Source organism: Enterococcus sp. (assembly GCF_032555305.1).
Classification (GTDB): domain Bacteria; phylum Bacillota; class Bacilli; order Lactobacillales; family Enterococcaceae; genus Enterococcus_A.
The window spans coordinates 71,839-91,783 of the sequence record NZ_JAWGOQ010000011.1 but is presented as its reverse complement, the minus strand read 5'-3'; the positions used below and the strand labels follow the sequence as shown (position 1 = coordinate 91,783).

The 19,945-nt window shown below is 39.3% G+C and carries 18 protein-coding genes; all 18 read right to left on the bottom strand.

The features are described 5' to 3' along the window. Positions 1 to 20: 20 nt before the first annotated feature. The gene (gene pepT / locus E6139_RS10020) at positions 21 to 1,250 is read right to left on the bottom strand and encodes a peptidase T (RefSeq protein ID WP_316402923.1); all 1,230 of its coding nucleotides are present in this window, start codon (positions 1,248 to 1,250) and stop codon (positions 21 to 23) included. A gap of 23 nt (positions 1,251 to 1,273) precedes the next feature. Further along, complete coding sequence (locus tag E6139_RS10015) at positions 1,274 to 2,395, bottom strand: Nif3-like dinuclear metal center hexameric protein (RefSeq protein ID WP_410470521.1); 1,122 nt, start codon at positions 2,393 to 2,395, stop codon at positions 1,274 to 1,276. Then, positions 2,376 to 3,089: a tRNA (adenine(22)-N(1))-methyltransferase TrmK gene (locus E6139_RS10010; protein ID WP_316402921.1), complete on the bottom strand. Its 714-nt coding sequence runs from the start codon at positions 3,087 to 3,089 to the stop codon at positions 2,376 to 2,378. Before E6139_RS10010 ends, E6139_RS10015 begins: the two co-directional genes overlap by 20 nt. Positions 3,090 to 3,205: 116 nt before the next feature. Continuing rightward, on the bottom strand, positions 3,206 to 4,132 hold the full coding sequence (gene dnaI / locus E6139_RS10005; protein ID WP_316402920.1) for a primosomal protein DnaI: 927 nt from the start codon (positions 4,130 to 4,132) through the stop codon (positions 3,206 to 3,208). Beyond that, the gene (locus tag E6139_RS10000) at positions 4,132 to 5,445 is read right to left on the bottom strand and encodes a DnaD domain protein (RefSeq protein WP_316402919.1); all 1,314 of its coding nucleotides are present in this window, start codon (positions 5,443 to 5,445) and stop codon (positions 4,132 to 4,134) included. The genes dnaI and E6139_RS10000 overlap by 1 nt, the downstream gene beginning before the upstream one ends. Positions 5,446 to 5,457: 12 nt before the next feature. Beyond that, positions 5,458 to 5,931 carry a transcriptional regulator NrdR gene (nrdR, locus tag E6139_RS09995; RefSeq protein WP_316402918.1) on the bottom strand — a complete coding sequence of 158 codons (474 nt, stop codon included), beginning with the start codon at positions 5,929 to 5,931 and terminating at the stop codon, positions 5,458 to 5,460. A gap of 189 nt (positions 5,932 to 6,120) precedes the next feature. Then, positions 6,121 to 6,720 (bottom strand): dephospho-CoA kinase, encoded by a 600-nt coding sequence (gene coaE / locus E6139_RS09990; RefSeq protein WP_316402917.1) that lies wholly within the window; start codon positions 6,718 to 6,720, stop codon positions 6,121 to 6,123. A gap of 2 nt (positions 6,721 to 6,722) precedes the next feature. Further along, positions 6,723 to 7,556, bottom strand: coding sequence for a DNA-formamidopyrimidine glycosylase (gene mutM, locus E6139_RS09985; RefSeq protein ID WP_316402916.1), 834 nt, complete (start codon positions 7,554 to 7,556; stop codon positions 6,723 to 6,725). Positions 7,557 to 7,605: 49 nt separating this feature from the next. Beyond that, entirely contained in the window at positions 7,606 to 10,245 is a 2,640-nt protein-coding gene (gene polA / locus E6139_RS09980; protein ID WP_316402915.1) for a DNA polymerase I, read from the bottom strand. A gap of 320 nt (positions 10,246 to 10,565) precedes the next feature. Further along, positions 10,566 to 11,249, bottom strand: a complete 684-nt coding sequence (locus E6139_RS09975; protein ID WP_316402914.1) for a Bax inhibitor-1/YccA family protein — start codon at positions 11,247 to 11,249, stop codon at positions 10,566 to 10,568. Beyond that, positions 11,242 to 11,721, bottom strand: coding sequence for a MaoC/PaaZ C-terminal domain-containing protein (locus E6139_RS09970; protein WP_316402967.1), 480 nt, complete (start codon positions 11,719 to 11,721; stop codon positions 11,242 to 11,244). The genes E6139_RS09975 and E6139_RS09970 overlap by 8 nt, the downstream gene beginning before the upstream one ends. Before the next feature lie 194 nt (positions 11,722 to 11,915). Continuing rightward, positions 11,916 to 13,250, bottom strand: coding sequence for a UDP-N-acetylmuramate--L-alanine ligase (gene murC, locus E6139_RS09965; protein ID WP_316402913.1), 1,335 nt, complete (start codon positions 13,248 to 13,250; stop codon positions 11,916 to 11,918). A gap of 101 nt (positions 13,251 to 13,351) precedes the next feature. Beyond that, positions 13,352 to 13,801, bottom strand: coding sequence for a SprT family protein (locus E6139_RS09960; RefSeq protein ID WP_316402912.1), 450 nt, complete (start codon positions 13,799 to 13,801; stop codon positions 13,352 to 13,354). Beyond that, the gene (locus tag E6139_RS09955) at positions 13,794 to 15,974 is read right to left on the bottom strand and encodes a Tex family protein (protein ID WP_316402911.1); all 2,181 of its coding nucleotides are present in this window, start codon (positions 15,972 to 15,974) and stop codon (positions 13,794 to 13,796) included. Before E6139_RS09955 ends, E6139_RS09960 begins: the two co-directional genes overlap by 8 nt. Positions 15,975 to 16,190: 216 nt before the next feature. Continuing rightward, a complete protein-coding gene (locus tag E6139_RS09950; protein ID WP_316402910.1) occupies positions 16,191 to 17,081 on the bottom strand; it encodes a DMT family transporter in 891 nt (296 codons plus the stop codon). Positions 17,082 to 17,235: 154 nt separating this feature from the next. Then, a complete protein-coding gene (locus E6139_RS09945) occupies positions 17,236 to 17,964 on the bottom strand; it encodes a metallophosphoesterase family protein (RefSeq protein WP_316402966.1) in 729 nt (242 codons plus the stop codon). Positions 17,965 to 17,995: 31 nt separating this feature from the next. Continuing rightward, on the bottom strand, positions 17,996 to 18,367 hold the full coding sequence (locus tag E6139_RS09940) for a VOC family protein (protein ID WP_316402909.1): 372 nt from the start codon (positions 18,365 to 18,367) through the stop codon (positions 17,996 to 17,998). Positions 18,368 to 18,454: 87 nt separating this feature from the next. After that, positions 18,455 to 19,846 carry an L-cystine transporter gene (locus E6139_RS09935; RefSeq protein WP_316402908.1) on the bottom strand — a complete coding sequence of 464 codons (1,392 nt, stop codon included), beginning with the start codon at positions 19,844 to 19,846 and terminating at the stop codon, positions 18,455 to 18,457. Between the last annotated feature and the right edge of the window lie 99 nt (positions 19,847 to 19,945).

The following is a 19,945-nucleotide window of genomic DNA, read 5'->3' as shown; positions in this document are numbered from 1 at the left end:
TCAAAGCTTTTTCAAAAATACTATTTTGCGTTATTTTCAATAATCTTCACAATCACGTCAACAGCTTTTTCCATCGTTTGTAATGAAACGAATTCAAAGCGCCCGTGCATATTTTCTGCACCAGCAAAAATATTTGGTGTAGGAATACCCATGAATGAAATTTTAGAACCATCAGTACCGCCACGAATAGGTTCAATCACAGGTTTCACATCAACTTCCTCCATCGCACCTTTCGCAAGATCGATGACACTCATATCTTTTTCAATGATTTCACCCATATTGTAGTATTGATCATACATATTAATTTCTACACGTTCTTGATCAAATTGGCTGTTCATTTTTGCTTGAAGATCAGTGATTGTTTGTTTGCGCGCTTCAAATTTATCTCGGTCGTGGTCACGAATAATATAAGTCATCTTCGCTTCTTCGACATTTCCATCTAAAGCTAGTAAATGGAAGAACCCTTCGCGTCCATCGGTTTTTTCTGGACGATCGCCTTCTGGCAGTTGATTATGGAAATCAATTGCCATTTGCAGTGCATTAATCATAGTATTTTTGGCAGTACCTGGGTGAACATTCTTTCCATGCATCGTGATCTCAGCTTGTGCCGCACTGAATGTTTCATATTGTAATTCGCCGATTGGTCCGCCATCCATAGTATAGGCGAAATCAGTGTTGAATTGTTTTACGTCAAATTTGTCCGCGCCGATTCCGATTTCTTCATCGGGACCAAAACCAACACGCACTTCTCCATGTTTGATTTCTGGATGATTGATCAAGTATTCCATCGCAGTCATAATTTCAGCGATCCCAGATTTATCATCAGAACCAAGTAATGTTGAACCGTCTGTTGTGATCAGTGTTTGACCAGCATAATTTTTCAGGTTAGGAAAATCTTTTACATTTAATGTGTATTTCCCGTCGGCATCTAATTTGATAGTAGACTCGCCATCATAATTTTCAACAATTTGAGGATTTACTCCTTCAGCGTTAAAGTCTGCTGTATCCATATGAGAGATAAAACCGATAGTCCGCGCTTCTTTGTCAAGGTTGCTTGGCAAAGTGGCAATCACATAACCGTTATTTTCATTATAGGTAATATCCTTCATGCCGATTTCTTCTAGTTCTTTCATCAGCTCATGGGCAAAGGCCACCTGTGTTTGAGTCGTGGGTGTTGTGGTGCTTGTCGCATCAGAACGAGTTTCTGTCTTAACATAGTGTAAAAAACGCGGTAATAAATTTTCGTACATCTTACTCTCTCCTTTAATGCTATTTATTTAAATGAAAAAGGATTTGTGGACGTCTCAGACACAAAGAAATCAACTGTCCAGTCCTCTTCATTTTTCCATTGTTCAAATAGAGCCACCATTTTTTCTTTACATAATGACTCAATATAATGTCCCGGATCAATGACTAACATGCCGGTCTCCTGCATATCATGAGCCGTATGATAATAGACATCTCCCGTAATATATACGTCAGCATTTGCTGCAAGCGCGTCACGATAAAATTTCTCACCGCTTCCGCCGCAAATAGCTACTCGTTTGATCATTTTCTTTGCTGTATGAGGATAAACGACCCGTAAGCCTTCCAACTGGAACGTTGCCTTCACTTTTGCGATAAACTCATCAGTCGGTATTGCTTTTGCTAGATTGCCAACGCGACCAATGCCGTAGTTTTCAGCAAGGTTATCAAGCGGATAGATATCATAAGCAGGTTCCTCATAAGGATGCGCAGTTAACATTGCAGCTTCGATTTCTGCCTGTTTTGTCTCAGGAAAAATCACTTCGATTTTGCTTTCCTGAACTTGTTCTGGAACATTTGCGGAACCAATCGTTGGATTTGCTTCACTATTTGGCGTAAATCTTCCTGTACCGTTAACAGTAAACGAAGTCGCCTGATAATCGCCTTGCTCTCCAGCGCCTGCTTCAGCCAGCACCTGACGCATCTTTTTCGCATCCGTATGAGGAACGTACACAGCAAGCTTTTTCATTTTAACCGTATGAGTATGGATCAGATATTTTGTGTCTAATACGTCCAACGCATCACAAAACCAATCGTTCAATCCGTTTTCGATAATATCCATGTTGGTATGAGCCGCAAATACCGCAATGTCATGCTTGATCAGATCAGCATACATTTTGGTCTGAACATCGTCAGTCGTTAAGCGTGACACAGGACGAAAGATCGGCGGATGTTTAACAATCAGCAAATCGATTTTTTTATCAATCGCTTCTGCAACAACAGCCGGCCGGACATCTAAACTCATCATGATCCGATCGACCTCTTTATTCAAGGTGCCAATGTGCAAACCGATTGGATCACCTTCTTCAGCTAACCACTCGGGACAATACTGATTAAAACGTTGGATAAATTCACTTCCCCGCATCTGCAAGTACCTCCTTGATCCATTCGATTTCTTGTTCGACTTCTCGGATTTTTTCTGAAACATCCTGATCACTTTGACGCAAGCTGTTTAATATATTTTCGGTCTTAATAAGTTTATGCTGCCATTTTTCAATAAAGACCAGACTTTTTTCTACTAATAAGGCTGGGCCAAAGAAGAGCTCTCTATCTGAGTACTCCGGCGTATCTAAAAATTTCTCTGCAACAATTATTTCGTAGATTTTATTATTTTCTTCAATGATCGTCTCATCTGTGATCGTATAACCTTCAGCAACTAACCATTGACGTAATTGCCGCTCCCCCACATTTGGTTGCAAAATTAAGCGCTCTTTGCCGGATAAACGATTATTTTCTTTACCTCGTTGTAAAATATCACGAATCAAGACACCGCCCATACCGCAAATCGTGATTGCAGAAACCTGATCACTTAAATCTACTGCTTCAAGTCCATCTGCTAGACGTACATCAATTTTACTTTCTAATCCGTTTTTCGCGACTTGGCGTTTCGCTGATTCGTAAGGCCCGACAACTACTTCACCAGCGATTCCGTAAGAAATTTTATCTTGCAGCATCAAAGCGACTGGTAAATATGCATGATCAGAACCAATATCTGCAAGTCGTGCATCCTGTGGTACAAATTCTGCTGCTTTTTGTAATCGAATTGATAAATCTTTGGCGTTCATTTTTTCACATCCTAAAAATAATTATAACACTCCTTAAAAAAAGCGCCCTAAAAAAGAGCTGAATGACAGCGCTTTTTAATAGGGCGTTTGCCTTTTTCTAAGAATTTTTTCTTTTTTTACCCATTTCGGCGATTTTCTCCAATCACCCAAATCTCTTTACTTAAATAACGAACACGTTCCATGATCCGTTTGGCTTTCAACGGTTCTTCATCTCCCCGTTGGGTAACAGATAAATGTTGCTCCAACTGATCCATATTGAAATTAGAAGAGAAAAACGTCGGTAATTGCTCCTGCATTCGATGCTGTAGGATTACACCTAATACTTCATCACGAATCCATGCACTCATGGAGTCTGCTCCAATATCATCAATCATTAGAATAGGTGCACGTTTGACTTCGTCTAATTTAGGTCCAACTTTATCATTAGAGATCGCTTGTTTCATTTCGCCAGCAAAGGTGGGAAAATGCAACAGTGTAGTTTCAAAGCCTTTGACAGCTAGCTCATGTGCAACTGCTCCCAGCAAATAGGTTTTACCAACACCGAAATCTCCAACTAAGAACAACGCTTTGTGAAACATTTTAGGCGCCGCTTCATACTGATTGATGAAATCTAAGGATGCCTCCAACGCTTCACTACGACCAGAAGTGACTTCAAAGGTTCTAATAGACGCTTTTCGAATATCTTTCGGCATGTCCAATGAATTCACACGATTACGAATTTCTTCTTCACGTTTCAAGCGCAGCAGCTCATCTGTCGGTACATAGGTCACATCAATAAAGTGAAAATTCAAGCTTAATTGCGGCTCGTAGCCAGGCGCGATCATAGATGAATCGCCCGCCAAATATTTCTTCTTTTCTTGAACAAACTCATACAGCTTAGCAAAAGATTTTTCAATATCTTCTTGCGTTAGTTTTTCTTTGTGTTCTTCAATGAATTGACGAACATCTGGATCGGCCAAAATTTCTTCCATCATTTGGCGGTAACGACCATCAACCCCACGGCTTTTAATGATGCGATTCAATTCTTTTCCTACATCTTCCATTAATCGTCACCTTCTTTACTTAAATATTCCGCTAATTTACGGTTTAATTCCGCTTCTTTTTCAGGCGTTAATTTGGTTTCCTTCGGAGGTTGTTTGATATGCTCTGGCAGAGCTTCTTTACGCCCTGTTCCACGCTTTTGATAACTTGGACGACTTGTTTGTGGTTTGCGTACTAATTTTTGATTGTTTTCCCGCACATGAGTAATTGCCGCCTCTGGGGTGTTGATTTTTTTCTGAGCCCAATCATTAGCGATAGCATTCAAATAATTGGCATTGATTACCGCTTGATTCTGAATCACCAAAATATAATTGATGATGATGTTAATGACGCTTTTCGGCAACAAGTTCCGACCGATCAGTTCCTCCAGCAAACGAACTTCAGTATTCGTCTCAAATCCGCCCTTTTCACGTTTGATTGCACGTAAAAAAGTAACTGGTGCGATTTTTTTACTTTGAGCGATGATCTCTCGTTCTTGCGGCGCAAAACTGCTCGCGGTTGTTTTATCATCTACTGGTACTTCTTTAGGCTTCGCAGTGACTTTGGGTCGTTTTTCCTTGTTAATCAACTGACGTAAATAATTAAAGTTTAATCCGGCTTTCTCCCCAGCAGTCGCTTTAGCAACATATTCAGCTAAATCTAACTCATTTAACCCATATAATGTCTGAAACGTTTGAAGCTTCTCACGTTCTTCATAGCTCAAAATCAGGTTGAACCGCCTTAACTGTTGAGTAAACAATGACCAATCAAACTCTGTTTTTTCCGCAAACTCTTCCTGTGTCTGCTCTAAGCTCTCGCTATGACTGGCAAAAGCTTTTTCGTCTAGGCGATAAACATCGCGAAAACGTTTCGTAATGTTTTTAAACTCATTTTTATCAAACATTTTGGGCTTGAAGCGCTCAACTAAACGTTCATAACGGTGTTTACCAACCTTATCCATCAGCAAATAGGCCATCAATGGATCTTGAAAAAACTTTTCTGGAATTAATGGAGACCGTAAATGATAGATCATGCTCATGCCAATCTCATCATCTGCTTTTTGATACGTTTCCAGTAAGCCGATACCCTCTAGCTGTTCCCGCGCTTTTACTAGACTCATCAGCCCGGTATCAACCGCTGCCAATAAGTCGGTATGCATTAAGCTAGGACTTTTACCTTCAATAGTAATATCACTCACTAAAGTCAAGTATAAACTTGCAGCAACACTTCCGATGATCGGCTGGTACAAATAAAGCAGCGCATCTTGTTTACTTTGATCAAGCAGTGGCTCACCATAGACCGTATAAAAGGTACTGGGTTTTAGTTCTTCTGCCACTAAAAAAGCCTCCTACTCTTCATCCGTTGACTTGGCTTTGTCAACGATCTCCTGTAATTCCTTCAAGAATACAGACATGTCTTTAAATTGTCGATAAACACTCGCAAAGCGAATATAAGCAATTTCATCAACTTCCATCAAGTCTTCCATGACAAATTCTCCGATTTGACTCGTTGGAACTTCATTTTCACCCATACTACGGACACGATTTTCTACGTGATCCACGATTTGCTCCATCTGCTCCATCGCGACCGGACGTTTCTCTGCTGAACGAATCAACCCGCGCAAAATTTTATCGCGACTGAATTCTTCACGATCGCCATTTCGTTTAACAACTAGTAACGGTGCTGCTTCGATACGTTCAAAGGTCGTAAAGCGAAATCCGCAGCTTTCGCACTCCCTACGACGGCGAATCGCTCGACCGTCATCAGTTTGTCGACTATCAATTACTCGAGAATTATTATGATTACATCTTGGACAACGCATAATTTCACCCGCACTTTCATATTATTGTTCAAATTCATTAATTAAACATGAATACTTTTTATGTTATATAGATTAATTTTTTAAAAACAAAAAAATACTCGAAATGAACTATTTATTTGTTTATATAACATGAGTTTACCATAACCAGCCGCCTAAAAAAAGCGTCGTAAAGCTACGACGCCGATTTCTTTAAGAAACAAATTTATTTTTCTTCATCCAATCCAAAACTTGCTTACGCGTTGTTTCTTGTGATTGGCAGTTATCAAATAGGATATCCGCTCTTTTTTTCTTTTCATCTAGAGAAAGCTGGCTGTTGATTCGTTCCAAAGCTTCGTTTTTAGGGAGTTCATTTCTTTTCATCAAGCGTTCCAACTGAATTTTTGGTGTAACATAAACCACCGCCACTTCATCCATCATTGTCTCGTAATGACCTTCAAAAAGCAATGGAATATCGACAATCACCAAATCACTCGATTGTTTTGCTTCCTGAGTTTGCCCTTCAATCTCTCCGCGAATAAATGGATCAAGCGTTTCATTTAACAACTGTCTTTTTGCTTCATCATGGAAAATCAAGTTTCCTAATTTTTTACGGTCTAAACTGCCATTATTTTGCAAGATGACAGAACCGAAAGCTTTTTCTAAAGCCCTTAATCCCTCAGTCCCAGGCTCTACTACTTGTCGCGCAACGATATCTCCATCAACAACTGGAAAGCCTTTCTCTTTGAAAAAATCTACCACCGTCGATTTCCCACTGGCGATTCCGCCAGTGACACCTAGTACGAAGCTCATCTCTACACCTTCTTTATTTTTTGACAGTGAGGACAAAGATGTGTTCCTCTTTGTGCAACTTTTATTTTGACGATCGGTGTACCACATCGAGAACAAGGCTTCCCTGTTTGACCATAGACATGGAGCTCTTGTTGGAATTTCCCTGCCTCTCCTAAAGCATTCAAATAAGTCCGAATCGTCGTTCCACCAGCTTCTTTCGCCTTCGTAATAACTTCAATAATCGCATCACGTAAACGACGTACTGCTTGTGAACTCAATGTATTCGCTGGCTGCTCTGGATGGATCTTAGCAAGCCATAACACTTCATCCACATAAATGTTTCCTAATCCTGCAACGATTTTTTGATTTAACAATAACGGTTTGATCATCGTAGAAGACTTTTTCAATTGTTTTCTGAAATCAGCTAAATCAAAATCTGCCTCAGTTGGCTCTGGTCCTAATTGCAGCAGACCTTTATAATCCTTTGCTGTTCCTTTTTTCAATAAGGCCATCCGCCCGAACTTCCGGACATCATGATAAACCAGCTCACTTCCATCAGTAAAAATAAAGCGTACATGACTATGTTTATCTAATGGCGTCGGTTGTTTAAAATATTCGTATTTTCCTTCCATCCGTAAATGTGAGACCATTTCGTAATGAGTAAATTCAAAAATCAAATATTTTCCACGGCGTTCGACTGTTTCAATCGTTTCACCGACTAACTGCTGCTGAAAGATTTCCACTTCTGGCAACTCAATGATTCGCGGCCAATAAACATCTACCTTTGCGATCGTTTTATCCTTAACTAAAGAAACTAGCCCTTTTCTGACTGTCTCGACTTCTGGCAATTCTGGCATGTTGCTCTCACTCCTAAACCAAAAAGCTGGAATTTCTCCCAGCTTTCTATTATTTTGCTTCGTACCAAGTTTTCCCCCAATTGCTATCAGTCAACAATGGAACATCTAGCTGGACGGTGTTTTCCATAACCTCTTTAACTAATTTATCTAATTGATCTAGTTCGCTTTTTGGCACTTCGAAAACTAGTTCATCGTGTACCTGCAATAACATAGTTGCTTGTAATTTTTCTTCTTTCAAACGTTTCGCCATTTCGATCATCGCAAGTTTCAAAATATCTGCGGCACTACCTTGAATTGGTGTATTAATAGCAGTCCGTTCGGCAAATGAACGGAGATTGAAGTTGCGTGCGTTAATATCCGGCAAATAGCGGCGACGATTATACAACGTTGCTGCATAGCCTTTATCTTTTGCCTCCCGTACGCTTTCCTCCATATACCGTTTCACATCAGGATAGTTCTCAAAATAGGTATCAATATATTCTTGTGCTGCTTTACGCGTGATTCCCAAGTTTTGTGACAACCCATAATCAGAAATTCCATAAACAATTCCAAAGTTCACTGCTTTGGCATTTCGACGCATATTCGGTGTCACTTCATCTTCAGGAACATTGAAGACACGCATAGCGGTACTGGTATGGATATCCATTCCATCGCGGAAAGCCTGTTTCAAGTGCTCATCACCCGAAATGTGTGCTAGAACGCGTAACTCGATCTGAGAATAGTCAGAAGAATAGATTACCCAATCTTCATCGCGAGGAACAAAAGCTTGCCGAATTTTTCGACCTTCCTCCAAACGAATCGGAATATTTTGCAGGTTCGGATCAACTGAACTCAAGCGTCCAGTTTGTGTCAGGGTTTGAATATAACGTGTATGAATTTTATTATCACTTTGAATTACTTTTAATAATCCTTCAACGTAAGTCGATTGAATTTTAGCAATCTGACGGTAATTCAAGATATGCTCCACGATTGGTGCTTGCTCGCGCAATTGCTCTAAAACATCTACAGCAGTTGAATAACCAGTCTTAGTTTTTTTGATGACAGGTAAATTCATCTTTTCAAAAAGAATTACACCCAGCTGTTTTGGTGAATTGATGTTGAACTCTTCACCAGCTTCTTGATAGATTTTTTCTTCGATTTCTTGGAGACGTTTTGAGAATTCACCGCGCATTGACTGTAATGTTTGGGCATTAACCGTAATTCCGGCGATCTCCATTTCAGCCAAGATACGCGAAAGCGGTAATTCCATTTGATAGAACAAATCATCCTGTTTCTTTTCTTCAAGCTCTTTTTCGAGTTTGTCATTTAAGAAATGAATGGCTTTGATCTTACGAGCTAAATGTCCGAAGAAAGCTTCGTCATCCTCTGGCAGACCTTTCTTAGCGCCCTTTCCGTAGATTTGTTCGTCAGTTTGAATCTCAGTGTAGCCATAATACTGTGCTACACCAGCGATATCATTGCTGTTGTCATTAGTATCCAATAAATAAGCTGCCAATAAAACATCAAAGTTGATGCCTTCTGTTTTTGTAATATAGCGATTCAAAGCAACGTATGTCCGTTTTGCGTCATAGACTTTTTTGCCATTTGCAGTTTCTAACCACTTTTTGAATGCGTCATTTTCAAATAGAGCCAATTCATTCGTTACATAGATTTTCTCTTTTGTGCCCCAAGCGACACCTACGACATCAGAAATATGATAATTGTCTTCCAGCATCTCAACATATAAGGCGGAATCCGTATCAAACATGTCTTGGGTGAACTCTGTGACAACTTCAAACTTGATATCTTCCAGCTCGACTTCCTCTTCTTCAACATTCAATTTACTTAAAAAGCCTTTGAAATCCATTTCTTTGAAAAATGGAATCAACTTATCCAAATCTTTGCCGTTATACACCAGCTCATCAATGGAAATATCGACTGGTGTATCTAATTTGATCGTTGCTAATTCTTTTGACAGAAAAGCCTGGTCCTTATCATTGATCAGATTTTCTTTCATTTTACTTTTCTTCAGCTCGTCGATATTTTCGTAAACACCTTCGACACTGCCGAATTGTTTTAACAACTTGATGGCAGTTTTTTCACCGACCTTTGTAACACCTGGGTAATTATCCGAAGTATCTCCAGCTAGCCCCTTCATATCGATGATTTGATTTGGAGTCAATCCATCGTATTTCTCAGCTACGTGTTCGGGTGTGTAAGATTCAATTTCACTAACACCCTTAACCGTAATATCAACTTTAATCTTATCGGTAGCTAATTGCGTCAAATCACGATCGCCGGATAAAACAACTACTTCGTACCCTTCATCAGCTGCTTGATGAGCCAATGTTCCGATAATATCATCCGCTTCGTAATTATCTAGTTCATAATGCTTTACACCTAAACCGACTAACAATTCTCGCAAATAAGGCATTTGCTCGCGAAATTCACCTGGAGTCTTTGATCGACCACCCTTATAGTCAGAATACATTGCTGTTCTAAATGTTGTATTTCCTGCATCAAAGGCAACCAGAACGTGGGTAGGTTTCTCCCGATCCATCACGTTTTCAAACATGTTGTTAAAAGCATAGATTGCATTGGTGTGTAAGCCATTTTTATTTTTGAAACGCTCCAACGAATTATGCAGGGCAAAAAAAGCGCGGAAAGCTACACTATTTCCGTCAACTAATAATAATTTCTTTTCACTCATAACCTCGACTCCTAATTCCTATTTAGGTATTTTTTTATTGCATAAAAATGTTTGATTTCCACTACGTATACCATCTAGCTAAATTTTTTTTGAAATAAGATAGACATGGATTTACTTACATTCTCTGTCTCTAAAAGACTATAAAAAGCTAGACTGGCATACTATTTTTTACATAATTTAGTTTGATTCTCAATACGCACAACTATACTTGTTGTCCTCCACGCTCCATTTTAACAAAGTATTCATCGAAAAGAAAAGAATGAAGCTAAATTGTCTAATCAGCTAAAAAAATATCAAAAAAAAGAGACGATCACTCGCCTCTATTTGCTATTTCCAAAAATACGTAAAAACGAAATAAACAGATTAATGAAATCCAAGTACAGCTGCAATGCCATAAATACAGCAACACCATTTCCTACTTCACCGTTTGTTCCGAGATATATCTTACGAATCATTTGATTATCATATGCTGTAATACCCGACATGATTACTACCATCAAGATAGAAATGAAGAAATCAACCGCGCCGCTGTGCAATACAAAAACATTCAGCAACATCGCAATAATGATCCCCAACAGACAGCTTAATGCAGCTCTACCAATTCCTGATAAATCACGTTTCGTAAAGGAACCGACTAACGACATAACTAGGAAAGTTGCCGATGCTGTAACAAATGCTTGAGTAACTGTACCTAGATCATACATCTGTAATGTGACAGCCAAGGTTAGTCCATTCAAAGCGGAGTATACGACGAAACCGCCGATCGCCAAACTTGGATTTTTTTGTGCTTTTACTCCTAGAAAAACAACTAACGCGATCTCAGCGATCCAGATCCCCCAGAAGCCTAATGGGAAATTATTAATGAAGTTTGCCACTTGATAGCTAAAAGTATTTAAGGACAGGTAAGAAATTACCGCGCTAATTCCGATCCCTAAAGCTAAAAATGCATAAATTTTTCCGTAAAAACGATTCAAACCATACACGCGTGCTTCTTGATTATTCATTTAGTTCATCTCCTATTTGTGCTTGTGGCGGTTTCACCATTACCACAGCATCCAAGATGCGCTTCTCTTCATTGTCAGTGGCTTCCACTGCTTCAACGGAGATGGTCACGACATCTTTCATTTTATCTACTTTGATTACTTCAAATTCAAAAGTCAGTGTTTCATAGTGAAAAACTGGATCAATAAAATTAATTGAGAAATTCACCACGTGAGAACCCGGTCCTGGTAAGTGCTTTGAAATCGCACTTGTAATAATCCCCATCAACATAATCGATGGTACAAGCGGTTGTTCATATTCAGTTTCTTTTGCATAATCATGTTGAATGTATAAAGGGTTAGCATCATTCGTCAAACCTAAATACAAAAGAATCTGATTATCTTCGATCGATTCCGTTAACGATAACGAGTCACCTTCCTCAATTTCGTCAATCGTTTTGCCTATTTTCCGAGCCTTCATATTATACAAATTCATTCCCTCCGTCATTAGTTCTACTCATTATTTTATCAGAAAGCATACAAAACACAAGTTTGTACATTTCTAATCTAAAGATTTTTAAAGGAATGATTTTTTAGACCTTCCTGTTTATTGTTTTGATTCTGAACTAGCAGTTTGCTAAAAAGAAGGGTCCTGACAAAGAATGTCTGAACCCTTCTTTTTCCTTTAGATTATAAAACGTTGCGTGTGGTGTTGCTTAATAGATTTTCGTACGCGCGTTCAAATTTTTGAACGTCGCCGGCACCCATGAAGATGACCACAGCATTTTCGTGATCCAATAACGGCGACATGTTCTCTTCTTTAATCACTTGACCACCTTTTTGGATTTTAGCGCCGAGATCTTCGATTTTTACATCCCCAGCGGTTTCACGAGCAGAAGAGAAAATATCACATAGATAAACCTTATCCGCACGGTCTAATGCTTCCGCAAACTCATCCATCAGAGCAATCGTCCGTGTGAATGTATGTGGTTGAAAAACGGCGACTAATTCTTTTTCAGGGTACTTTTGACGAGCGGCATCAATCGTTGCTTTAATCTCAGCAGGGTGATGAGCATAGTCATCAACAATAATCATGTCCGCAACTTTTTTCTCAGTAAAGCGGCGCTTTACACCAGAGAAAGTCAGCATTTCTTCCTTGACCTTGTCCATATCTAATTCTTCAAAGTAAGCAACAGCAATTACTGATAAAGCATTCAAGATATTGTGTTTGCCAAATGAAGGGACTGAGAACCGTCCGATGAATTTTTCTTTGTGATACACATCAAATGCAGAGCCATTTGTCGTACGAACAATATTACGTGCTTGAATGTCATCATTTTCGGATAAACCGTAGTAATAGATTGGTACATCTGCCTTTAATTTACGTAAGTACTCATCATCTCCATACGCGAAGATACCTTTCTTCACTTGCGAAGCCAATGTTTGGAATGCCTCGAAAACATCCTCGATACTCTTGAAGTAATCAGGATGATCAAAGTCGATGTTCGTCATAATTGAATAATCTGGGGCATAGGCCAAGAAATGACGTTGATATTCGCAAGCTTCAAAAGCAAAAAACGTTGCGTCTGGAACACCGTGCCCAGTTCCGTCGCCAATCAAATAACTTGTTGGAGCTAAACCATTCAACACATGTGCTAATAGACCCGTTGTACTTGTTTTACCGTGTGAACCAGTAACGGCAATGCTTGTGTATGGTTGAATAAATTCTCCGATAAAATCGTGATAACGAACAATCTCTAAGCCTAATTCTTTCGCCCGAGCAATCTCTTCATGGGTATCAGGAAAAGCATTCCCTTGAATGATCTTCATGCCCTCTTTAATATTGTCTTTACTGAATGGCAAAATAGTAATGCCGGCTTTTTCTAAATCACGTTGTGTGAAAAAATATTTTTCAACGTCAGAGCCCTGTACATGGTAGCCCTTTTCATGCAAGACCAAAGCCAATGAACTCATGCCTGATCCCTTGATTCCAACAAAATGATAAAGTGTGTCTTTATTATTCATTTAATCCTCTTCCTTATATGTACAAAATTGTTTGCGGTTCACATTATCATATAAATCCGTAAAAATAGCAATCTTTTATTCTCTGCCCTACTTTAGTCGACTTATGCTTCAATCATCTTCAAAAATTTTAGTTTCCCGTGGCAATTTCCACATACGTATTTTGTTGTATTAATTTTTCGACGTCGTTTGACTTCTTGAGAACACTTTTCACACTGATAGACATGAAATGTAGCAGTGGCAAGCTGCGGAGTAAACCGAGAACCACCTGTTTTTTTTAGCAACTGTTTGAATTCTAGATCTTTGTGCTGATAGCCACGGCCAGCCAGATGTAAATGATAATGACAAAGCTCGTGTTTGATGACTTTGATCAGTTCTTCTTGGCCGTATTTTTCGACAAGCATTTCATTAAAGTCTAAATTATGGCTTTGTAAATGATAACGACCACCCGTCGTTTTCAGTCGTCGGTTGAAAGTAGCTTTATGGCAGAATGGTTGTCGAAAAGATTCCTGAGATACCTTTTCGACAAGCGCCTGTAATTCCTGATTAGTCATTTTTATCACTTTGGACCATAGTCAAACTAATGCGGCCTTTTTTCACATCAACCGCTTCAACCCAAACTGTCACTACATCGCCAACAGATACAACATCAGTCGGATGCTTAACATATTTTTTGCTTAGCTTAGAAATATGAACCAAACCATCTTGTTTTACACCGATATCAACGAAAGCACCGAAATCGATCACATTGCGAACGGTTCCTTGCAGTTCCATCCCAGCTTTCAAATCTTCCATCGTCAATACATCTTGCCGTAACAATGGTGCAGGCATTTCATCACGCATATCTCGCCCTGGCTGAAGCAGCGCCTGTAAGATATCTTTGACTGTTTCTTTACCAATTTCAAGCTGCTTTTGTAAATCATTCACTTGAAGACTCTTAATTTTTTCTGTCGCTTCAGAAGAACCTAGTGTTTTCAAATTAACATCAACTAACGCTAAGATATCCTTTGCACTAGTATAGCTCTCCGGATGGATCGCAGTCGTATCTAAAATGTTTTTTGCATCAGGAATCCGTAAGAAACCAATCGCTTGTTCATAGGCTTTTGGTCCTAAGCGTGGAACCTTCTTCAGTTGCGGACGTGAGGTGAATGCGCCATTTTCTTCTCGATAATTCACGATATTTTGCGCAGTTGTCTTATTCAATCCAGACACATATTGCAATAACTGTGGACTAGCTGTATTAACGTTCACACCAACTTGGTTGACAGCCGTTTCTACTACGAAGTCCAAACGTTCAGATAAACGTTTTTGTGAGACATCGTGCTGATATTGACCGACACCGACTGCTTTTGGATCAATTTTTACTAGCTCTGATAACGGGTCTTGCAAACGTCTAGCGATGCTAACAGCGCTACGTTCTTCTACCTGTAAATCAGGGAATTCTCCACGAGCGATATCACTAGCTGAATAAACGGAAGCTCCCGCTTCGTTGACAATCACATAAAAAACTTCCTGCTGGATTTGTTTCAATTGTTCAGCGACAAATAATTCTGACTCGCGGCTGGCAGTTCCATTTCCAATTGCAACCATCTCTACGCCATACTTTTTGATCAACGCTTGTAAAGCTGGACCAGCAGCTTGCCGTTTGGCTTGTGGTGCTGGCTTATGAGGATAAATGACTTCGATGGCTAATACTTTTCCTGTTTCATCAACTACAGCTAACTTACAACCAGTCCGATAGGCTGGGTCAAAACCTAAAACAACTTTTCCTTTCAAAGGAGGCTGTAACAATAAATTCCGCAAGTTTTCTCCGAAAATATTGATCGCTTGTTCATCTGCTTCTTCGGTTAATTCATTGCGAATTTCACGTTCGATCGCTGGGCCGATAAAACGTTTATAGCTGTCTTTATAAGCTTCACGAACAAACTCCGCCGTAATAGCACGATTATTTAGTACTAATTGACGTTCTAAGTAGTCAAAGATCTTATCCTCTTCCACCAAAATCGCAACTTTTAAGATGTCCTCTTTTTCACCACGATTAGAAGCCAACACACGATGAGAAACCATCTTATTGATTGGTTCGGCAAAATCGTAGTACATTTCATAGACGCCTTTTTCATCTTTATCCGCGTCTTTAACTTTGCTTTGATAGACACCTTTATTTTTGGTAAAGGTACGGACCCAAGTCCGATAATCAGGATTATCACTGATTTGTTCAGCAACAATCTCATGTGCTCCCTGCAAGGCTTCTTCAGCAGTTCCTACATTTTCGTTGATAAATTCTTCCGCCTTGGCATAAACATCACCAGATTGCGGAAAGCTCATTAGATACTCGGCTAAAGGCTCCAATTCGTTTTCTTTAGCGATTGTCGCTTTCGTTCGGCGCTTTTGTTTATAAGGACGATACAAATCCTCGACCTTTTGAACTTTGACCGCTTGTTGGATTTTTTGTGCCAACTCTTCAGTCAATTTTCCTTGTTCATCAATTAAACGCAGCACTTCTTGCTTGCGTTTTTCTAAGTTTTCTAAATAATTGTAACGTTCTTCGATCTCACGAATTTGTACCTCATCTAAACTACCAGTCATTTCTTTCCGGTAACGAGCAATGAAAGGTACTGTATTTCCGTCAGTCAATAATGTTAAGACAACATTGATCTGTTGCGGACGATAACCTGTCAATTCTTTATTCAGTAGTTGAATGATTTCTTGGTTTAAACTTTCTGCCATTTCAATTCCTCATTTCATCCAAAATCTTATCTATTTTATCACACTTTCGGCAAGTTTGCTTCCTCCATTAAAACAGCTGTTTCGCAATAGGAGGAGCATTTTTCTATATATACCTGAAAATATTTCTATTCTAGCTACATATACGACTCAGTGTTGTTTTTGGATACCTGCCTTAACAAAAGCCGGTAAAACCATTGGAGTAGAAAAAATACTCGTCTATTTTTTCCTTTGACGCAAAAAGTTCGGTAGTTCCGACAATACCAAACCAGCCAATGTCAATAAAATCCCGAGAAATGTTTTTATAGTCCACGTTTCGCCCAAAATCAGGACCGAGGCAATTGTTGTCAGCATCGGGATCGTATAAATATATACAGCCGCGCGAACAGCACCCAGATTTTTAACTGAGAAATTCCATGTAACGAAGCATAAAGCTGATGCTCCGATTCCTAGAAACAATAGATTCCCTACGTTTCCAAACCTTGTAAAACGAGACAGATCAAAGGAATCTAAGGTTAAGAATAGAACTAGCAGCATAAATAACAACCCATAGAAAAAGATTCGTTGTGTCGTGGCAATCGTACCATAGCCAAATCCGCTGATCTTTTTGATGAGCAAGGAATAAGAAGCCCAGCAAACTGTCGCAATCAGCGCTAAGCCATCCCCGATTGGATTAACGTTTAGCGTACCTGAAAGACTGATCATTGATATCCCGATCATCGAGCAAATAAACCCTAAAACAAACACGCGCGGAATTTTTCCTTGCTTCAAAATAAACCGGCTAATCAGTGCCGTCATAAAAGGGCTGACGGAACCAATGATCCCAACATTCATCGCCAAAGTATAGGTCAGTGCAACATTTTCTAAATAATAATATAGAAAGACACCGAATAAACCGGCAATGATATAATAGCTCTCCTCACGCCAACCCTTGAAAGGCAAGATTTTCCGTGAAGCGATTGTTAACATAAAAAAGCCAATCAAAAAACGAATAAATAAAATTTCAATCGGTAAAAAGCTTTTAAGTAGAATTTTTGTAGATATAAAAGTCATCGCCCATATAACGACAGTTAAACTAGCGGATAAATGGCCTTTCACTGTATCTGACATAGCGTCCCCTTACTCAACTAAAAAGTCGATTATTGATAGTTGTTAAGCATATTCGATAAATTAAAAACCTATTAAAATACTATGCCATTTTGTACATTGTTGTGCAAGTGGTGGTAGAAAAAAAGTGAGATTCATATAGAATCTCACTCAACAATTAAAAATCAGGTTGCCATGGTCCGTTCATATTGGGGATTTCATAATCATGTATGATACCTGTTTGATCAAAGACGACCCCATGCAAAGTTCCTCCAAAGACGGCTCCGCCGTCGATACCGATCTTCCCATCGGACTGCCAAAGCGAAGTCGTTTGCATATCCCCATAGAGCATCGGTGTAATAGTATGTCCAAATACGATCGTTTTTCCTGTATTATTTTTACCCTCATGAAAAGGTTCGCGAATCCATAAAAAATCTTGCGCAGAAGTCTCATGCCAGTCTTTTGATAAATCAACACCCGCATGCACAAAGAGATATTCTCCCCATTCACAGTAAAGCGGTCGTTCTGCAAGGAAAGCCAAAAGTTCTTTGTAACGGCTCCTAATCATCATTGCGATTTCCGTTGCCGAATACTCATCAGTTGCACCTTTATGTAGTAAACTCTCGATCGTTTCTTTCCCACCATTGTATAGATAACTGGGGAACCAATCTTCTGGACTGTTCATAAATTCAAGGAAGTATTGTTCATGATTGCCTCTCAGGTAAACTGCCTGATATTTCTCAACAAGTTCCATTCCTAATAACCAGCAGTCCTTGCTCTTAGGACCTCGATCATTCAGATCACCAATTAAGATCAATTGTTGCTTATCAGGTTGAAATTTTTTTAGAATTTCAAGAAACATCTCATATTCACCATGAACATCACCAATTACAAAAACTTGTTTCATATCCATCCGCCCCTCCTAATTGAAGACCGTACTAATGACCTGACACCACAAAATAATTTCCATCTGCATCAACAAAATTGAAAACAAGCTCATCACCAATCTGTGCAAGATCGCCCAATCGAACATCAATTTTTTGAAGTTTTTTGTATAGTGACATGACATCATCACTTCCAAAAATCAAAGCCGGAGATGGTTCAGTCGCCTCGTCATCATTTTTTTCAATAAATTCGCGATCATAAATCACCAAATGAGTAGTGCTATTTTCACTCATCACGACTTCAGCTACCTGCGAACCGTCAAGCTCATCAAAACTAATTTCTACAAAACCTAGGCTCTGCCAAAAATTACTAGCCTTCTGTACATCATTGGCGTATAAAATCACCTTTACTTGTTCATTAAACAAACTTTTCACTCCTAATTAAATCTCTTGTATTATCACGAAAAGTGTACCAAAAAAGGCTTGGTCGCGCTAGCCAAGCCTTTCATATTATTAAGAATTTACTTCAATTGAAGCATTCTCATCATTTAATATATCTCGATCTAACTCATGAATCCGTTCACTGGTCACAACACCAGCCACCATACTACCGCTCACATTAACAGCCGTGCGAGCCATATCAATCATTGGTTCTACAGAGATTACCAAACCTACGATTGCAACAGGCAGATTCATAGCTCCTAATACGATCAATGAAGCAAAAGTTGCGCCACCGCCGACGCCAGCAACACCGAATGAACTGATCGTCACGATAGCAACCAACATCACGATAAATTTCAAATCAAACACATTTACACCTACTGTAGGTGCAACGATTGTAGCAAGCATTGCTGGATAAACCCCAGCACAGCCGTTTTGACCTATTGAAATCCCAAAACTGCCGGCAAAGTTCGCTGTCGCTTCGTCGACTCCTAATGCCTTCGTTTGCGTTTCAATATTCATTGGCAAAGTTCCGGCACTTGAACGTGAGGTAAACGCAAAACTCAATGCTGGAAAAGACTTCTTGAAGAAATTGATTGGATTAACTTTAACTCCTAAAAGAATCAAGGAATGAACTAATAATACAACAATCAATGCACTATATGAAGCTATAATAAACTTACCTAAGTTAACAATTGCTTCAAAATCGCTTGTTGCCAACACATTAGTCATTAAAGCGAAGACTCCATATGGTGTTAAACGCAATACTAACGTTACAATACGCATGATAATTTTATAAAGACTATCAATCAAGTTTGCAAAAAACTCAGCTTCTTTCGGTGCCTTCCGACGTACTCCCAGAAAGGCGATACCGACAAAAGCCGCAAAAATTACCACGCCAATTGTACTCGTTGGGCGCGTTCCAGCAAAGTCTGCGAAAACATTGGTTGGTATGAAAGAAAGAATTTGTTGAGGGATTGAAAAGTTTTGAACCATTGTTTGGCGATCTGCTAATTCTTTGATTCGGGCTGTTTCAGCCGCTCCTTTTGTAAAGGTTGCGCCATCAAGTCCGAAGATCATCACTGCTGCAATACCGATCAAAGCAGCAATTGCCGTTGTAGCTAACAAAGTAACTAACACATTCGCACTGATCTTCCCAAGCTTCTTACTTGATTTCATTTTAGTGAAAGCACCAACGATTGAAATAAAGACTAAAGGCATAACTAACATTTGTAATAATGAAATATAACCATTACCAACGATCCCGATCCATTCCATCGCTTGAGAAATAATTTTGCTACCATTACCCAAAAGAAGTTGTAAAACTCCACCGAAAATGATTCCGGCACCTAATCCTGCAAAAACACGATTTGAGAATTTTACATGTCTCTTTTGCATTTGGTAGAAAACTACAAGCAACGCAACGAATACTACGATCACTAATACAGTGAACAGAGTTGTCATTGTATTCCTCCTAAAATAACTTTTTTATAATGACAAGTCTGTCAAAGGAAGTAAAGGTTCCCGGTATCCGTTCTTCAACAAAATACCCTAAAATATAGC

Bases quoted from the DNA above. Each gene is read 5' to 3' on its own strand.
- nrdR (WP_316402918.1), bottom strand. From the start codon at position 5,931: ATGCGTTGTCCAAGATGTAATCATAATAATTCTCGAGTAATTGATAGT.
- coaE (WP_316402917.1), bottom strand. From the start codon at position 6,720: ATGAGCTTCGTACTAGGTGTCACTGGCGGAATCGCCAGTGGGAAATCG.
- E6139_RS09975 (WP_316402914.1), bottom strand. From the start codon at position 11,249: ATGAATAATCAAGAAGCACGCGTGTATGGTTTGAATCGTTTTTACGGA.
- E6139_RS09950 (WP_316402910.1), bottom strand. From the start codon at position 17,081: ATGTCAGATACAGTGAAAGGCCATTTATCCGCTAGTTTAACTGTCGTT.
- murC (WP_316402913.1), bottom strand. From the start codon at position 13,250: ATGAATAATAAAGACACACTTTATCATTTTGTTGGAATCAAGGGATCA.
- E6139_RS09955 (WP_316402911.1), bottom strand. From the start codon at position 15,974: ATGGCAGAAAGTTTAAACCAAGAAATCATTCAACTACTGAATAAAGAA.
- E6139_RS09970 (WP_316402967.1), bottom strand. From the start codon at position 11,721: ATGAATTTGTATAATATGAAGGCTCGGAAAATAGGCAAAACGATTGAC.
- E6139_RS09960 (WP_316402912.1), bottom strand. From the start codon at position 13,801: ATGACTAATCAGGAATTACAGGCGCTTGTCGAAAAGGTATCTCAGGAA.
- polA (WP_316402915.1), bottom strand. From the start codon at position 10,245: ATGAGTGAAAAGAAATTATTATTAGTTGACGGAAATAGTGTAGCTTTC.
- dnaI (WP_316402920.1), bottom strand. From the start codon at position 4,132: ATGGAAGATGTAGGAAAAGAATTGAATCGCATCATTAAAAGCCGTGGG.
- mutM (WP_316402916.1), bottom strand. From the start codon at position 7,556: ATGCCAGAATTGCCAGAAGTCGAGACAGTCAGAAAAGGGCTAGTTTCT.
- E6139_RS09935 (WP_316402908.1), bottom strand. From the start codon at position 19,846: ATGACAACTCTGTTCACTGTATTAGTGATCGTAGTATTCGTTGCGTTG.
- E6139_RS10010 (WP_316402921.1), bottom strand. From the start codon at position 3,089: ATGAACGCCAAAGATTTATCAATTCGATTACAAAAAGCAGCAGAATTT.
- pepT (WP_316402923.1), bottom strand. From the start codon at position 1,250: ATGTACGAAAATTTATTACCGCGTTTTTTACACTATGTTAAGACAGAA.
- E6139_RS09945 (WP_316402966.1), bottom strand. From the start codon at position 17,964: ATGAAACAAGTTTTTGTAATTGGTGATGTTCATGGTGAATATGAGATG.